Below are 15,459 nucleotides of genomic sequence, written 5' to 3'. Positions count from 1 at the left end.
TAATAATCATAAGTTAGTTTGGTATTTGTACCGCACTAACTTCCCCATCTCGGGTATATAAAATCAGTTTATCGTTGGCAACAACAGGCTCAACAAAAAAGCCTGAACTGTCAAAGTCTTCACGAGATACTAGCTCGCCAGTGACTTTATTTAGCCAATGTAGGTTACCTTCTTGATCACCTAACGCTAAATATTCACCTGCAACTGCAGGGCCTGTTAAATACCAACCACGTAGAGCGGGTTGGCTCCAACGTTCAATACCTGAATCTTTATCCAATGCGTAAATAACACCGTTGCTATCTACTACATAAATACTTTGTGCATCCATGGCAATATCTCGGTAACTGCTGTATTCACGTTTCCATACAATATTACCAGAACGAATATCAACTGCCGCTAGGTTACCATTATAAGCAATAGCATAAGCGTATGGGCCGCTAATAAGTGGTTGTGTGTCTACATCAACTAGACGCTCAAACTCTGAAGCACCTTTAGCAACTGCAATTTCGGCACTCCATGCAGAGTAACCACTGTCTGAAATTAATACGCTTAATTTGCCGGTTTCTAGGCCAACTAATACACCACCATTTGCAACCGTAGGCGCGCTTTGTCCACGTAAGGTTAGCGCAGGTACTTCTTGCTCAAAGCGCCAGCGTTCTTCACCCGTATCAGGATGAAGGGCTAATAACTTACCCGAAGCTAAATTTACAAATACCAAACCGTCACCGGCAGCTGGTTTTGAAAGTGCTTCACCGGGTACGTTTTTACGCCAAACTTCTTCACCAGTTTCACGATCTAGAGCAATAACATAGCCATGCTCCGAACCTAAATATATTTTACCATAAGCTTGTAATATTCCGCCCGATAATTTTGCACTATCGTTATCGGCCCATGGCCAAAACGATACATCTTGGCGCACATCGCTTTTCCATAGCGTATCGCCATTTTCTAGCTTAAGTGCTTTTACTTGGCCTTCGCGGTTAGCAACGTATACGGTATCTTTATATACAGCAGGTGATAAGCGTGAAAAATAATGCTCTACACCATTACCAATTGATTCTTGCCATACAATATTAGTTTCGAACTGGTTGGCTATTTCAGGCAGAACCAGTTCTTCTTCGTCATCACTTGACGAGCAACCCATTAAAGTTGCCATGCAAAGCGCAAGCGTTGCGATTGTTATTTTTTTCATAGCTAAAACCTTATGCCGCTGGGCTTGTTACTGCTAGGTCATCTAACTTAATTTGTAATAGTGGATTACTGGTTAGTCCACCGGCATCAACCGCTGCTTGATATGCTGCGCGAGCTTGTTTTTTGTCGCCTTGCTTAGTGTAAATATCACCCTTAAGCTCTGCAACATTGGCAGAAAATGCGTCAGGTAATGATGCATTTAACGACGTTAGCGCTTCATCATACTGCTGCTGGGCAATTTGAACGCGAGCTAGGCGTGTAATAGCAATGGCTTTTAATTCATCGTTTTTTACGTTAGACACTATCCAGCTTAGCTTTTCGCTTGCAGCGTCTAGGTCATTTGCTTCTACAGCATCTTTAGCCGCTACAAATGCAGCTAACGTTGCGTAGTTGGTATCTTTATTTTCGCTAATAAAAGTATCAGCTGACGATAATACACTTTCGCCTGAAACCAATGTTGTGTAAGCGTCTGATGCTTGCTCAGCTGTGGTAATTTGGTTTTGGTTATACGCTTTCCAGCCATATAAACCACCTAAACCTACAATTACACCTAGTGCAAGAGAAAGGCCGTTTTCACGGAAAAAGCGCTTTATGGCTTCGGCTTGTTGTTCTTCTGTTGAATAAATATCCATTTTTACCTCTGTGATAGCTTTGGCATTAATATGCTTTTATTAAAATATTAGCTATTAATAAGCTCCGCTAATAGCGCTTTAGCTTGTTCTAATTCTAATGTGACTTGTTCTTTACGCTCGCGTAAATACTTAATGGTCACAACGCCTTGTTCTAATTCATCTTCACCGATAATAACGGCAACGAGTGCATCGCTTTTATCAGCACGTTTTAATTGTTTTTTAAAGTTGCCGCCGCCAGCATGCACCATAACGCGTAAGTTTGGCACATCGCGTCGAAGCGTCGCTGCAATAATAGGTGCTTGAATACTGGCTTTGTCGCCCATTGATGCTAAATATACATCAGCATTACGACGAATATCACCTACACACTCAAGTGCTTGTAGCAGTAGCACTAAGCGCTCAAGGCCCATTGCAAAACCTACTGCAGGGGTCGCTTTTCCACCAAGTTGCTCAACTAAGCCATCGTAACGGCCACCGGCACACACAGTACCTTGCGCGCCTAAGCTGTCGGTGATCCATTCAAACACAGTGCGGTTGTAATAATCTAAACCACGTACCAGTTTTTCGTTAATCGTGTATTTGACGCCGGCTGCGTCTAAACGTTCACATAAATTTGCAAAATGTTCTTTTGATTCAGTGTCTAAATGCTCAGATAGCTTAGGTGCATTAATTAAAATTGCTTGCACGTCAGGGTTTTTGCTATCAAGTACACGTAGCGGGTTTGAATACATGCGACGTTTTGAATCTTCGTCTAGTACATCAAGGTGTTGCTCAAGGTAGGCAACCAGTGCATCACGGTAATTGGCACGTGCTTCGTTTGAACCTAACGAGTTAAGCTCTAAACGTACATGTTCGCTAATCCCAAACGATTCCCATAATTGCGCTGTAAGTAAAATAACTTCTGCATCGATGTCGGCACTCGCAATACCAAAGGTTTCTAAACCAAATTGGTGAAACTGGCGATAGCGGCCTTTTTGCGGACGTTCATGGCGAAACATTGGGCCCATATACCAAAGGCGTTGCTCTTGGTTATACAGTAAGCCATTTTCGTTTCCTGCGCGTACACACACAGCGGTGCCTTCTGGGCGAAGCGTAAGTAAGTCGCCATTACGATCGGCAAAGGTGTACATTTCTTTTTCTACTATATCGGTTACTTCACCAATAGAGCGTTTAAATAGGTCGGTTGATTCTACAATTGGAAAACGAATTTCTTGATAACCGAACGACGCAACGGTTTCGCGTAAAATATTTTCTACTTTTTGCCAAACTTGAGTATCGCCTGGTAGGCAATCGTTCATACCGCGAACTGCTTGAATTTGTTTTGCCACTGCTAAATCCTAAAAACTGTTGTTGTACAATGCTTGACTGCGACAACATAAAACTAAAAAAATTGACCCGATATTATAACCCTAATTTACACGTAAATGCGAGCTTAGAGGCGCGCTATTGCTAAGTTACCCAGCGATAGCACAATTTAAATAAAGGCCAAACTAACTAATTAAAGGTGTTACTCAACGATTTTAATATCGATAGGTGTTTGGTTTTGTTTTTTTGCAATAAAATCGCGCACGTAGCCTTCAAGTTGTTCAACAATATTATTGTTATCTATGCGGGCTTTTTGGCGTTCGCCATTAATATATAATCCTGAGCGACGACTAGCGCCGGCTAAACCAATATCACTTACCAATGCTTCGCCAGGGCCGTTTACTACACAGCCAATCACTGAGACCGAAACCGGTTCAATAATATCCTCTAAGCGCTCTTCTAATTGGTTCATGGTGCTAACTACATCAAACTCTTGGCGAGAGCAGCTAGGGCAAGCAATAAAGTTAATACCGCGAGAACGAATACGCAGTGATTTTAAAATATCAAAACCAACTTTAATTTCTTGCACCGGATCGGCTGCCAACGAAACACGTAGCGTATCGCCAATTCCTTCGGCAAGTAACATGCCTAAACCGACTGCAGATTTAACTGAGCCTGAGCGCATGCCACCGGCTTCGGTGATACCTAAATGCAGAGGTTGGTCTATTTCTTTTGCTAGCAAGCGATAAGCACCTACAGCTAAAAACACGTCAGACGCTTTTACTGATATTTTAAATTGATCAAAGTCTAAACGGCGCAATATATTTACATGGCGCATTGCCGACTCTAATAATGCCTCGGGCGAAGGCTCGCCGTATTTTTCTTGTAAATCGCGCTCTAATGAGCCGCCATTTACACCAATACGAATAGGAATGTTGTGCTCGCGAGCCGCATCTACCACAGCCCTAATTCGCTCTTCGCTGCCAATATTACCTGGGTTAATACGCAGACAATCTACGCCATATTTTGCCACTTTTAAGGCAATTCGGTAATCAAAGTGAATATCGGCTACTAACGGTATAGTTACCTGCTCTTTAATGCTTTTGAATGCTTCGGCGGCGTCCATAGTTGGTACAGATACGCGCACAATATCGGCGCCGGCATCTTGTATTGCCTGAATCTGTGCTACGGTTGCATCCACATCCATAGTGTCGGTGTTAGTCATTGACTGCACGGCAATGGGTGCGCCATCACCTATAGGTACATTACCAACATTAATACGGGTTGATTTTCTGCGTTTAATTGGGGATTCTGAAAACATAGCGGCTACTCTGCTAGTGGTAATTTAAATTTAGCTAAACGATTTTTTGGAAAAGCTGATAGATCAACAGTTTCACCGTTTAGAGTAATATTAACTGCATCATGCTTACCCAGCACAACCGAAAAAGGAGCTATGCCTGTTAAGGTCATTTCATAGCCTGCTTTTTTTACTCCAAACGCAATTTTTTCACCTTCGGCATCATAAATTTCTACCCAGCTCTCATCATTAAAAAGCATAACGATAGTACTACTATTGTTTGCTTCATTAGGGGCTGTAGTAGTGGTGTTAATTGTACTATTACCGCTAGGTAGCGCACTTAATTGCTCACTTTGCGGTAATGCTACATTATTTATTTCCTGAACTTGCTGCTGTGATGCGCCAATATTACTTTGCGCAGCCTGTTCTTGTTGCTCACTCATTATCGAGTTTTCAACATTAATATTACTTGTTTGTTCTTCAATTGGCATAGAATTTTGCCACCACCATAAGGCAGAGGAGCCAATTACAATGGCTAAAATAATATAGCTGGCAATCATTAAACGACTGTCGTTAGCTTCTTTTTCAGTACGACGCGAAAAACTCTGCATATCAACGGGTTTTTCAGGCGTTGTAGGTGCAGGTAGCATAGCCAAAATAGGTGTATGATCAATTTTTAGCTCTCGGCAATAATTTTTTATATACCCTTTTACAAAGGTTGTAGGGCCAAGTAACTGATATTCATCATTTTCCATGCGTTGTACTTGTAACACAGTCAGTTTTAAATGTGTTGCCATAGTAGCAAGGCTAATGTCAGCGTTTTCTCTGTGTGTTTTTAATATTTGCCCAAGAGAAGGTTGTTCGCTTTGGGGCTGAGTAATTTCTTCATTCATAATAGGTATGAGTCTGGATCCACTAGTAAAAGATTGTGCCCTGGTGTTAGTGCTATATCAGGACTTAATTTATTCCATCGCATTAATTCATCAATTAATACCTGCCGCTGGGTAGCTATTTCAAAAAGGGTATCACCAGCTTTAATTTCATAATAAATATTAGGATCGTTAAGGTAAATTTTACTGCCATTCATTACCCGATCTGACTCTTTTAATCCATTCCATAGTAGGAGCTTTTGTAGTTTAACATTGTATCGTACCGAAATGCTAAATAGGTTTTCACCAAACTCTATTATATGAAACGGTACTGTAAGTGGCGCAACCTTAGGATTGAGCATAGGTAGCTTATTGTCGTTACTTGTTGGCGCATTTCTCAGCTCTATGGTGTCAAGTTCGTTGCTGTTATTGCTAGTAAATACATCTGCATCTTTAGTGGCCTTATAAAAAACCACCTGACCATTATTACTAGGTTGAGCACTCGTTTGGCTGAAAGTAGTGTTAGTTGTATTTGCTTTATTAGCGCTGTTATTAGCAGGTTGAGGAGCGCCAAAAGAAATTATTTTAACGTTATTATTAGCTGCTACCTGTGCTGCAGGCAAGGTGCTTGGTGGTGTCTCAGGCTGCGTACTTAAAGGGCTAACAATAGCTTGCTTGCTGCTTTGGTTTGTTGAGTTTGTTATTAGTTTTGCGTTTAGCGCAGCGTTCACCTGGCTTGTTGGCGCGACAGTTTTGCTTGACGGCTGAGCTGGTTTAACTTCGGCTATTACTGCAGCTGGGGCTGTTACTGTTGCAACGGGTGTTTTATTAGCACTAATTAAGCTTGTTGAGTCATTTTGTGATGGACGCTTTTTACGAATTATTTTTATTTTAGGCTGTGAACTTAATTGCGCTTCGCTACCATCTTGTTTTAATTCATTGAGCTGCGCTTGACGATATTTTTCGCGCAAGACTTCAAATTCGGTTTGTTTTATTTGGCTATCTCTAATCGCAAAAGCCTGATCACTACTTGGGTAAGTTTGTAGGATAGTTGCAGCAATTTTCTCTGCTTCTTCAATTTTACCCATGCGCTGTTTAATTAAATAACTAAGTAATAAAGCACGCGGAGATATTTGCGCGGTATCGTCGTAGCGCTTTAACAGTGCACTTGCTTTGTATAAATCGCTTTTAGCGTAATATAAAGCCGCTAAACTAATCAGCGTTGAAGCGCGCTGAGAGCTATGATTTATTGCTTGCTGAAAATAAGTTTCGGCGTTATCAAAGTCGTCAAATTCTATAGCGCACAACGCTAAGTTTTCGTAGCTTTGGGCAACACGGATATAGCTAGGTATTGCGATTGCTTTTAAAAACTGATCAGTAGCACGGTCGTATTCATCAATACCACATAAAAATACCCCATAGTTATTTAAGGTATTAGGATCGTCAGGTTTAATAGCAAGTGCTTTTTGATAGGCTAAATCGGCAAGTTTTTTTTCACCAACTTGTTGATAGTAATAAGCCAAAGAGTAGTGGACTTCGGGTAGGTTTGGCGCATATTCGCTGGCACGTTCAAGGTTATATTTCGCTTGAGAGTTATTACCCGTATTTAAATATTGTAAAGCAAGGGCAATGCGAGTTCGAGCTGCGCCTGCGCTATTAATTTTATTTTCGACAACGGGTTTATCACTGCCGTTATAACTATTTTCTGTAACGCAACCGCCTAAGGCGAGCGTAGATATAGTTAAAACTAGTAAAGGTCGCATTACCTTGTCTCTTTATTTTTGTCCATAGCGCCTATCTTACCTAAAAGCATCTATGTTGCATCAATTATTTAAAAATAAACGACTTAAAAGCAATCAGTCTTGATATGAAGTATTAATTAAGACTGATTGCTATTTAGAGATGAGACTATGCTTGGTGAATATTAACGGCAATCGCGTTATCGTCACGCATTTTCTTTTTAGCCAAGCGTTTTGTTCTATCAACAACATCGCCAGCTAATTGACCACAGGCTGCATCAATATCATCACCGCGAGGGCGACGTACAATACAAGTAATGCCGGCTGCTTGTAAAACCTTAGAAAAACGGTCAATACGACTATTACTCGAACGCGTATATTCGTTACCCGGAAATGGGTTAAACGGAATAAGGTTTACCTTACAAGGAGTACCTTTAAGCGTTTGTACCAATGCGTGCGCTTGGTCGGTGCTGTCGTTAATACCATTGAGCATAACGTATTCAACGGTTACGTCTTTATTTGCTTTAGAGCCATCGATATAACGACGACACGCCGCTAAAAACTCTTCAATAGGGTATTTTTTATTAACGGGCACTAAAATATCGCGCAGTGCGTTATCAGGAGCATGCAATGAAATAGCCAGTGCTACGTCAATTTTTTCTTTTAGTAAATCCAGAGCCGGTACCACGCCTGAAGTACTTAATGTAACGCGGCGCTTAGATAAACCAAAACCCCAATCGTCCAACATCAGTTCCATCGCGGGGACTACGTTTTTAACGTTAAGGAGTGGCTCACCCATGCCCATCATTACCACGTTTGTTACCGGGCGTTTTTCGCTGTGACCATCAAGGCCAATATCTTTAGCTACACGCCAAACCTGGCCAATAATTTCAGATACTTTTAAGTTACGGTTAAAGCCTTGTTGCGCTGTAGAGCAAAAAGTACATTCAAGCGCACAACCAACTTGCGATGATACACATAACGTAGCGCGTTCTTTTTCAGGGATCCAAACAGCTTCTACTTCTTGGCCGCCTTCAAGCACTAATGCGTATTTGATCGTGCCATCTTTAGCTTGTTGACGCACTGATATTTCTGGGGCAACAATTTCGCATTCAGCTTTAAGTTTTTCTTTAAGCTTTTTGTTTACGTTGCTCATATCGTCGAAGTTATCTACGCCAAAATGATAAATCCATTTCATCACCTGGTCACTACGAAACGGCTTTTCACCGAACGATGCAAATAGCTCGCGCATCCCTTCTCGGTTTAAATCTAATAAGTTAATCTTTTTTTGTTCGGTCATGAAACAACCTCAATCGGTGACGGTGGAGATAAAAATTTACGAGGACGAATTGTACACAATTCACTCAGCTTAATCATTAAGTAAAACATTATAAGTTTACTGATTAATACCTTACATAATGACTAAAAAAGGGCCCGAAAGCCCTTTTCAATATGTTAACGAGTTCGAATTAACGAGTACGTGAACAAAGCTCTTCGTCAGCGAAGAAGTACGCGATTTCGCGAGCAGCAGATTCAACAGCGTCAGAGCCGTGAACAGCGTTTTCGTCGATGCTGTCAGCGTAGTCTGCACGTAAAGTGCCTGCTAGTGCGTCTGCAGGGTTAGTAGCACCCATGATTTCACGATTTTTAAGAACAGCGTTTTCGCCTTCAAGAACGGTAACCATTACTGGACCAGATGTCATGAAAGATACTAAAGCACCGAAGAAAGGACGTTCGCTGTGTTCAGCGTAGAAGCCTTCAGCTTTCTCTTGTGAAAGGTGAACCATTTTAGCTGCAACGATTTTAAGGCCAGCAGTTTCGAAACGGTTGTAGATAGCGCCGATGTGGTTTTTAGCAACTGCATCAGGTTTTACGATTGAGAAAGTACGTTCTAAAGCCATCTTAATGCTCCAATAATTTTAAGTGAAAGTATGAATATTAACGGGCGCGAATTATACGCGTTTTAACGTAAAAATACTAATTATTATTAATAACCATCTTTGAATATATTTAGCAGGCTTTATTTATATTTTGTTTTGTGCGCTTACTGCGATTTTAACTTTGTTAAAATATACTCAATTGCACTAGGGTTTTGAAAGGAGTTATGGCTTGATTTAACTATAATAGTCTCTTTAGCTTTGTCGTAATAAGCGCTAGGGTAGTCAACTACGCTGTCGCTGATATTACTGCAATCATCGCTTGAATCGCAGATTAGACGATTAGTAGAACCAATAATATTATACGCTTCTCCTTGCACGGGTAATGTGCCCAACGCATCCATTAAAGGGTGCCCAGGTCTGAGTACTTGTACGCTATTTGGACCATAATCTTTTAAAAAAGGCAGCATACCTTTAGTTAGTTTAGCTATGCCAACCTTATCGATAAGTGCTTTAAAAAGGCCAGTAAATTCCAGTGGCAAAGTAACCAAGGACGCGCCTATGTAGCCTAATGCTGAGCTGGCAATACTGGAGCCGCGATGTGGGGTATCTAAAAAGAATACACGGTTGTAGTTAAACACCGGCTCAAACACAAAAATATCTTTAATATCGCGTTGTTTTTCGTTGAGTAGCAGTTCGGGTCTGTCGGTAAAAGTGGCATCCCACAATGCGTAGTTGCTATTTGTTGTTAGTGTTTTACTGATCACTCCGCCCATACTGTGGCCAATTATTGTTGCGCGCTCAAAGCCTTGCTCCCCGCTAGCAACTTGGCTCAGTTCACTGAGTAAATGACGCACTCTCATGGCATTAAAAAACGGTGGCGGACCTGAGGGATAATACACATGCCAAATTTGATAACGTTGGCTTAATACTGCATCATTTAATATGGCCATGGTTAAGTAACGCCAAATCAGTGGATCAGAATTTAAACCGTGGATCATTACTAATGGTTCTTTGTCAGCAGTTAATTGGGCAAGTGAAAATATGCCACGACGCTTTTCGGCTTCGCTGGCAGAGACAAAGCCTAGCCAACTAAATTGGTCTATGGTGGCATCTTCTAGCAGCATTAAAAAACTTGCTGCGGGTGAATAACTTAATGCGTAGCGATTATTTCCTAAGCTAATTTCTTTAGTGTTGTTTTGTTGTTCAATATCTATGGTAACTAGGTAGGTTAACCCCTGTGTTTCAATTGTTTTTAACTTAGCATTGTAGGCGCGGTAAATACCTTCTTCAGGGTAAAACTTGGCTTTTGGGTTGTCGGGCTGCTGTTTTTTTACCACTAAGGCAACCCCCAACTCACCCAGTGTTTTAGCCGCAAGGCGTGGCTCTAAAGGTAATAGGTTACTTACAAAGGTAAATTGTTTTTCACCGTTTATTGCAACCGAAACAAGGTTTAATTGTGTGGGATCGCTTTTTAGTAGTTTATAAAGAGAGCTGTTGTAGAGGCTCAGTGCATACGTTTTTAAATTAGAGGGTAATTGCGCTCTGGCCAACAGAGTTTGCGCACATTGTAGGCTCAATACTAGGCCAATATCTGTATCATCACTCACGCTCAGACAATGGCTGTGTAACGCGCCTAGCGATAAGGGCGCTAAATTAGGTAAAACAGCATAGCCCAACGCATTGCTAATTTGTGGCTGTTGGTCATTTAATTGCAAAAAACGCCCAGAAGAGCAGCCATTGAGCACAATAAAAATTGCAATAATAAAGAATAATCGAACCATAGTCACAGTGCTAAAAAATTATAAAAACAATATTAAAATCTACACCTTAGTCGTTATTTTCTCAAGTATTAAACGGCTATTAACAAATTAACTTGCCTGTTTGTGCAAAAACTTGCTCACATAATGGCTATTGTTCGTGTAGTTGTGTGCTGCAGCAATGATATTGGCGGTTAATTAAATTCTATTAAGTCGATTGTTTTATACTAATTAATTAAATTTTAACCGTGATAAATGTCATTAAAATAGCCGCCAAATTCAACTTAACACGCTTATATTGCTATGAAAAATATTATTCTAAGTTTGACACTAATGTTTGGTTTTGTATTTTCGGCAGACGCAACTCAAAACAAGAGTTATTCGATTGATTACATTCAAGGTGAAGGAGATGTCAAAGGGATTAAGCTAGCGCTGCAATACCACGTTGACTGGTTAAAACAGTATTCAGAGAATTTAAATATGTATTTTGAATCAAGCTTAAACCTGTGGGAGTATGGTGCTGAAAATGACTACGACAGTAACCTAGTGCTTGCTATTTCGCCAGTGATCCAATACCCGATAACCCAGATGGCAGATAAACCTATTTTTATAGAGTTTGGGATTGGTGTTTCGTTACTCGACGATACTGTGTTTGCGGGCAAAAATGTCAGCACCCATTATCAATTTGAAGACCGCTTAGGTTTAGTGATGAAGTTTGGCAAAAATAATCGACAAAGCGTGGCTATACGCTACTTTCATTATTCTAACGCCGGCTTCAAAAAGCCAAATCCAGGGCTAGATTTTATTGCCCTAAATTATACCCGCTTTTATTAACCCCTGTGACTAAGTAGCCGCAAGTATCGCAATATAAATAACTGCGGCTACTACGAAAAATTAGCGCAAAACGCTACTCAGTTTTTCGTTAGTGAGAGGTGTTTTAAATAAGGGCTAAATTATTGTGCTTTTAACGCTAAATACTCAGTACATGATGCTGATCAATTATCCTTAAATTAATACTCTATATACTGCCGCGCTTTGTTATTTAATTATTCATGCAACTGGCTTGTAACCAGTTTTATGTATGGAGCGCTCATGCCATCAACTACTGTTAACTCTTCAAAAAATACACCGCCGTTTGCGTTTACCCCTGAACTATTATCGCCCGCGGGCAGCTTAAAAAACATGCGCTATGCCTTTGCTTATGGTGCCGATGCAGTATATGCAGGGCAGCCACGCTATAGCTTACGAGTGCGTAATAATGAGTTTGATCTTGAAACATTAAAAATAGGCATAGATGAAGCGCATGCACTAAATAAAAAATTTTATGTGGTATCTAATATTGCGCCGCATAACGCTAAAGTTAACTCGTATTTACGCGACATTGAGCCGGTTATTGCTATGCAGCCCGATGCGCTGATCATGTCTGATCCGGGTTTAATTATGCTAGTGCGAGAAAAATGGCCGACTATGCCTATTCATCTATCGGTACAAGCGAATGCGGTAAATTACGCGAGTGTACAATTTTGGGCAAAACAGGGGATTGAGCGAGTTATTTTATCGCGCGAACTGTCGCTAGAAGAAATTGCCGAAATACGCAGGCTTTGCCCAAATACCGAGCTGGAAATATTTGTCCATGGTGCCTTGTGTATGGCGTACTCTGGACGCTGTTTATTGTCGGGTTACATAAACAAACGCGATCCAAATCAAGGTACATGCACTAATGCTTGTCGTTGGGATTACGATGTAAAACCGGGCGTTGAAAACGAAACGGGTGAAATGGTACATAAGTTCGATCCTAAAAGTATAATACCTACGCTTGGTGAAGGCGCGCCTAGCAGCGAAATAGTCATGTTAGAGGAGCAAGGTCGCCCCGGTGAATATATGCCTGCTTATGAAGATGAGCATGGTACTTATATTATGAACTCAAAAGATTTACGTGCAGTACAATATGTAGAGCAACTTACCCAAATGGGTATACATAGCTTAAAAATAGAAGGGCGCACTAAGTCTTTTTATTATGTAGCACGCACCGCGCAGGTTTATCGCAAAGCAATTGATGACGCAGTAGCTGGTCGCCCGTTTGATACCAACTTATTTAAAACCTTAGAAAATTTAGCCCACAGAGGCTACACCGAAGGCTTTTTAAAGCGCCATGCGCACCAAGACTATCAAAATTATGAATACGGCCATTCGGTATCAACTAAACAACAGTTTGTTGGCGAAGTGCTGGGTAGAGATGCTAACGGCTTAGTTGATATTGATGTAAAAAATAAGTTTTGTGTTGGCCATTCATTAGAGTTAATGACCCCACAAGGTAATATTAGCTTTGTACTTGAGCAGATGGAAAATAAAAAGGGTGAAAGTATTAGCGATGCTAAAGGTTCCGGCCATATTGTTAAAATAGCGCTGCCTCAAGCACTAGATTTAGCGTACGCTATTTTAATGCGTAATCTTGATGAGCATCAAGATACTCGTAATCCGTTTAAGCAAGCCGTTTAGTAATTACAGCAATACTTTAAGCGACTTTTATAGCGTTATGGTACTGAGGCTGAGTTATTAAAAAATACCTTGCAGCGCTTTAGCTAAAGTGTTGCAAGGTATAGTCTATTAGTAACCTCACACGATGAGGGATTTGTTTTCTGTCGCGATAAAGCATAGAAAAAGGCTGCCCTGCACTTTGCCAATCAGGAAGAATACGCTCAAGCGTTCCTGACTCTATTAATGGCAATGCAATATAATCAGGTATATAACTAATGCCAACACCCGATTCTACGGCATGTTTCATCATTTGAATTTCATCAACTTCAAGCCTAATGTGTTTTTTTGGCTCAACGTTATACACTTCATTAGTCAGTTTATTTTTTAATTGCCACGGTGCTAATCCAAAGCAAATAACTTTGGGTTGTTCTTCTAATTGTTCAGGGTGGGTAATTAAATGAGTGGTTTGGTTAGGGCGGCCACATATTATATTATGGGTGAGTTTCAACTCTCTAATAACCCAATTATCAATAGCAGGGTTTCTTACTCTAAAAGCAATATCAATGCCTTTTTTTTCGATATCAATTAAGTCATTTGAAAAACGTAAATCTAACTGTATTTCTGGATACAGCAGTAAAAAATCACAAAAAATAGCGCTTAAAAAATGCTTGCCCATGTAAATTGGCGCAGAAATTCTAATTTTACCTTTTGGTTGCTGCTTCTCATCAGATAACGCTTGCTCTATGGCGTCTACTTCCTCAAACAGTTTGCAGTAGCGAGCGTAATATAGCTCCCCTGTATGAGTTAATGTAACGCGATGAGCGTCTCGATTAAGTAAGGTTAACTGTAGAGTTTGCTCCAATAAACGTATTCTGCGGCTTAAGGTTGATAATGATAGATTTAGACTTTCGGATGCTTTTTTAAAGCTACCTAATTTCACTATAGTGCAAAAATAACGTAAATCATCAAGGGAGTAATTAGGCATTATTAAAACCGCTTATCATTTCAAAACTTAATTATTGTTGAAGTTATGTTTAATCATAACAGCGGCGCTGTTAAATATCATTAGATGTTAAAAGTAGTGATTTATAAAAGCATTTTTAACTTTTATAAATACTTTGCGGCGAGTTTATCTTTTAAGGTTTAATTTGCAGCAGTGGCTTGAGCTTTTAAATAAAGCAGTGCCGAGCAATATGTTATTGCCATAAATAGCCTATAGCGACGCATAAATACCAAACACGAGTTGCCTTTCGGTTTCTGCCAGAAGCTTGAGTAGTTTTTTAGCCCATTAGTTAAACCTATATAAATAAAGGCCTTGCGGCGATTTTTATTGATTAAGATCAACAAAGAAACAGAGAAAAATAGGCATAATCCGCGGCTGCAATTTACACCTAAAAATAAAATGGTGTGTTAGGAATGTGTGTTACGATTTAATGAAAAATAGCGGTTTTTTATTAAACTAGAGCTGCACAAAAATTAGCCTTTATACACCTTTATTTTTACTTATCTTTTTGTTTTATAATGATATTAATTTAAAAGGCTAAAAAATGGCTCTACTCATAAATAACAAATGCATTAACTGCGATAGTTATAAGGCTTTTAATTAAATTTATATAAAACAAGGTGTTGCTTTGTCGTGCTATGGTTTGTGCTACGATTTTTAGAAATTCATAAGCACCTGGCTAGTATCTTAAAAACAGCCTTAAAAGGCAAATTGTATTAACTGAAAAATTAAAAACACAAACTACCATAACCTTTGAATCGATATTATTTAATAACGCTTTAATACCTGTTCGATAGACGTTGGCGCATTCTTACCTTGAGCTGGCGATTTTGTTAATTCATATAAACGGGTCAAATCGTCAAGAGTTTGCCATAAAAGTAATAGCTGCCTGAATGAAATGAGCCCAGTAACTTCAAACTTTTTTATCGTAGAAGCAGGTACCGTACTTTTTTAGCTAACGCTTCGCGTGACATTTTTGCTTTTTTGCGACCTTCTTTTAGATGTTCTGCAAAAGCTAGCTGCACATCACCTTCGCTTAATAGTAGGTAATTAATAATGTAACCCGCAAGTATAAAAGAGACACAGCTGTATCTAAAATGGATTTAAAATAAGATTAATGGATGCAATAGTGTCTATTTTTTGCGAGTAAAGCGTTTGAGATGTGTTAATGCCAAGCAAAGTAGATACTGACTAATCTTGTTCAGGTTCCTTATACAATAGAGTGTAAATCAAATTAGAAGCGTAAAAAATTAAAACGCATATTAGCGTTTTACACTTTTCACAATAAAGTGCCTTTTAGGGAACATT

12 protein-coding genes and 1 pseudogene are annotated in these 15,459 nt (G+C 39.8%); 2 read left to right on the top strand and 11 right to left on the bottom strand.

The window, feature by feature from the left end; translation table 11 throughout:
• Positions 1-13: 13 nt before the first annotated feature.
• From bamB to RB215_RS17530, 9 genes are all read right to left on the bottom strand, one after another.
• Positions 14-1,192: an outer membrane protein assembly factor BamB gene (bamB, locus tag RB215_RS17570; RefSeq protein ID WP_011329773.1), complete on the bottom strand. Its 1,179-nt coding sequence runs from the start codon at positions 1,190-1,192 to the stop codon at positions 14-16.
• Between the two features lie 10 nt (positions 1,193-1,202).
• Positions 1,203-1,823, bottom strand: coding sequence for a tetratricopeptide repeat protein (locus RB215_RS17565; protein ID WP_011329774.1), 621 nt, complete (start codon positions 1,821-1,823; stop codon positions 1,203-1,205).
• 47 nt (positions 1,824-1,870) lie between these two features.
• Positions 1,871-3,151, bottom strand: a complete 1,281-nt coding sequence (gene hisS, locus RB215_RS17560) for a histidine--tRNA ligase (protein ID WP_011329775.1) — start codon at positions 3,149-3,151, stop codon at positions 1,871-1,873.
• Between the two features lie 179 nt (positions 3,152-3,330).
• Positions 3,331-4,449, bottom strand: coding sequence for a flavodoxin-dependent (E)-4-hydroxy-3-methylbut-2-enyl-diphosphate synthase (gene ispG, locus RB215_RS17555; protein ID WP_086998188.1), 1,119 nt, complete (start codon positions 4,447-4,449; stop codon positions 3,331-3,333).
• Between the two features lie 5 nt (positions 4,450-4,454).
• The gene (locus RB215_RS17550) at positions 4,455-5,318 is read right to left on the bottom strand and encodes a RodZ domain-containing protein (protein ID WP_011329777.1); all 864 of its coding nucleotides are present in this window, start codon (positions 5,316-5,318) and stop codon (positions 4,455-4,457) included.
• Positions 5,315-7,057, bottom strand: a complete 1,743-nt coding sequence (gene pilW / locus RB215_RS17545; protein ID WP_197107786.1) for a type IV pilus biogenesis/stability protein PilW — start codon at positions 7,055-7,057, stop codon at positions 5,315-5,317. Before pilW ends, RB215_RS17550 begins: the two co-directional genes overlap by 4 nt.
• A gap of 145 nt (positions 7,058-7,202) precedes the next feature.
• Positions 7,203-8,333 (bottom strand): bifunctional tRNA (adenosine(37)-C2)-methyltransferase TrmG/ribosomal RNA large subunit methyltransferase RlmN, encoded by a 1,131-nt coding sequence (locus RB215_RS17540; protein WP_011329779.1) that lies wholly within the window; start codon positions 8,331-8,333, stop codon positions 7,203-7,205.
• A 169-nt stretch (positions 8,334-8,502) separates the two neighbouring features.
• Positions 8,503-8,934, bottom strand: coding sequence for a nucleoside-diphosphate kinase (gene ndk / locus RB215_RS17535; protein WP_011329780.1), 432 nt, complete (start codon positions 8,932-8,934; stop codon positions 8,503-8,505).
• Positions 8,935-9,077: 143 nt separating this feature from the next.
• Entirely contained in the window at positions 9,078-10,694 is a 1,617-nt protein-coding gene (locus RB215_RS17530) for an alpha/beta hydrolase (protein WP_309217299.1), read from the bottom strand.
• Between the two features lie 309 nt (positions 10,695-11,003).
• Here RB215_RS17530 and RB215_RS17525 point away from each other — a divergent pair, with 309 nt between their 5' ends.
• Positions 11,004-11,504, top strand: a complete 501-nt coding sequence (locus RB215_RS17525) for an acyloxyacyl hydrolase (protein WP_225740922.1) — start codon at positions 11,004-11,006, stop codon at positions 11,502-11,504.
• Between the two features lie 258 nt (positions 11,505-11,762).
• On the top strand, positions 11,763-13,169 hold the full coding sequence (yegQ, locus tag RB215_RS17520; protein WP_011329783.1) for a tRNA 5-hydroxyuridine modification protein YegQ: 1,407 nt from the start codon (positions 11,763-11,765) through the stop codon (positions 13,167-13,169).
• Between the two features lie 79 nt (positions 13,170-13,248).
• On the opposite strand, the gene RB215_RS17515 is transcribed toward yegQ, so the two are convergent.
• Positions 13,249-14,136 carry a LysR substrate-binding domain-containing protein gene (locus RB215_RS17515; RefSeq protein ID WP_309217471.1) on the bottom strand — a complete coding sequence of 296 codons (888 nt, stop codon included), beginning with the start codon at positions 14,134-14,136 and terminating at the stop codon, positions 13,249-13,251.
• Positions 14,137-14,919: 783 nt separating this feature from the next.
• Positions 14,920-15,206, bottom strand: a pseudogene (locus RB215_RS17510) (transcriptional regulator).
• Between the last annotated feature and the right edge of the window lie 253 nt (positions 15,207-15,459).

Source organism: Pseudoalteromonas sp. HL-AS2, assembly GCF_031198805.1.
Classification (GTDB): domain Bacteria; phylum Pseudomonadota; class Gammaproteobacteria; order Enterobacterales; family Alteromonadaceae; genus Pseudoalteromonas; species Pseudoalteromonas nigrifaciens.
Note: the sequence above shows the minus strand (reverse complement) of the source record. Positions and strands in the feature narration are given on the sequence as shown.

Coding starts and splice junctions, on each gene's coding strand:
- ndk (WP_011329780.1), bottom strand. CDS start 8,934: ATGGCTTTAGAACGTACTTTCTCAATCGTAAAACCTGATGCAGTTGCT.
- bamB (WP_011329773.1), bottom strand. CDS start 1,192: ATGAAAAAAATAACAATCGCAACGCTTGCGCTTTGCATGGCAACTTTA.
- ispG (WP_086998188.1), bottom strand. CDS start 4,449: ATGTTTTCAGAATCCCCAATTAAACGCAGAAAATCAACCCGTATTAAT.
- RB215_RS17550 (WP_011329777.1), bottom strand. CDS start 5,318: ATGAATGAAGAAATTACTCAGCCCCAAAGCGAACAACCTTCTCTTGGG.
- RB215_RS17530 (WP_309217299.1), bottom strand. CDS start 10,694: ATGGTTCGATTATTCTTTATTATTGCAATTTTTATTGTGCTCAATGGC.
- pilW (WP_197107786.1), bottom strand. CDS start 7,057: ATGCGACCTTTACTAGTTTTAACTATATCTACGCTCGCCTTAGGCGGT.
- RB215_RS17565 (WP_011329774.1), bottom strand. CDS start 1,823: ATGGATATTTATTCAACAGAAGAACAACAAGCCGAAGCCATAAAGCGC.
- RB215_RS17525 (WP_225740922.1), top strand. CDS start 11,004: ATGTTTGGTTTTGTATTTTCGGCAGACGCAACTCAAAACAAGAGTTAT.
- yegQ (WP_011329783.1), top strand. CDS start 11,763: ATGCCATCAACTACTGTTAACTCTTCAAAAAATACACCGCCGTTTGCG.
- RB215_RS17540 (WP_011329779.1), bottom strand. CDS start 8,333: ATGACCGAACAAAAAAAGATTAACTTATTAGATTTAAACCGAGAAGGG.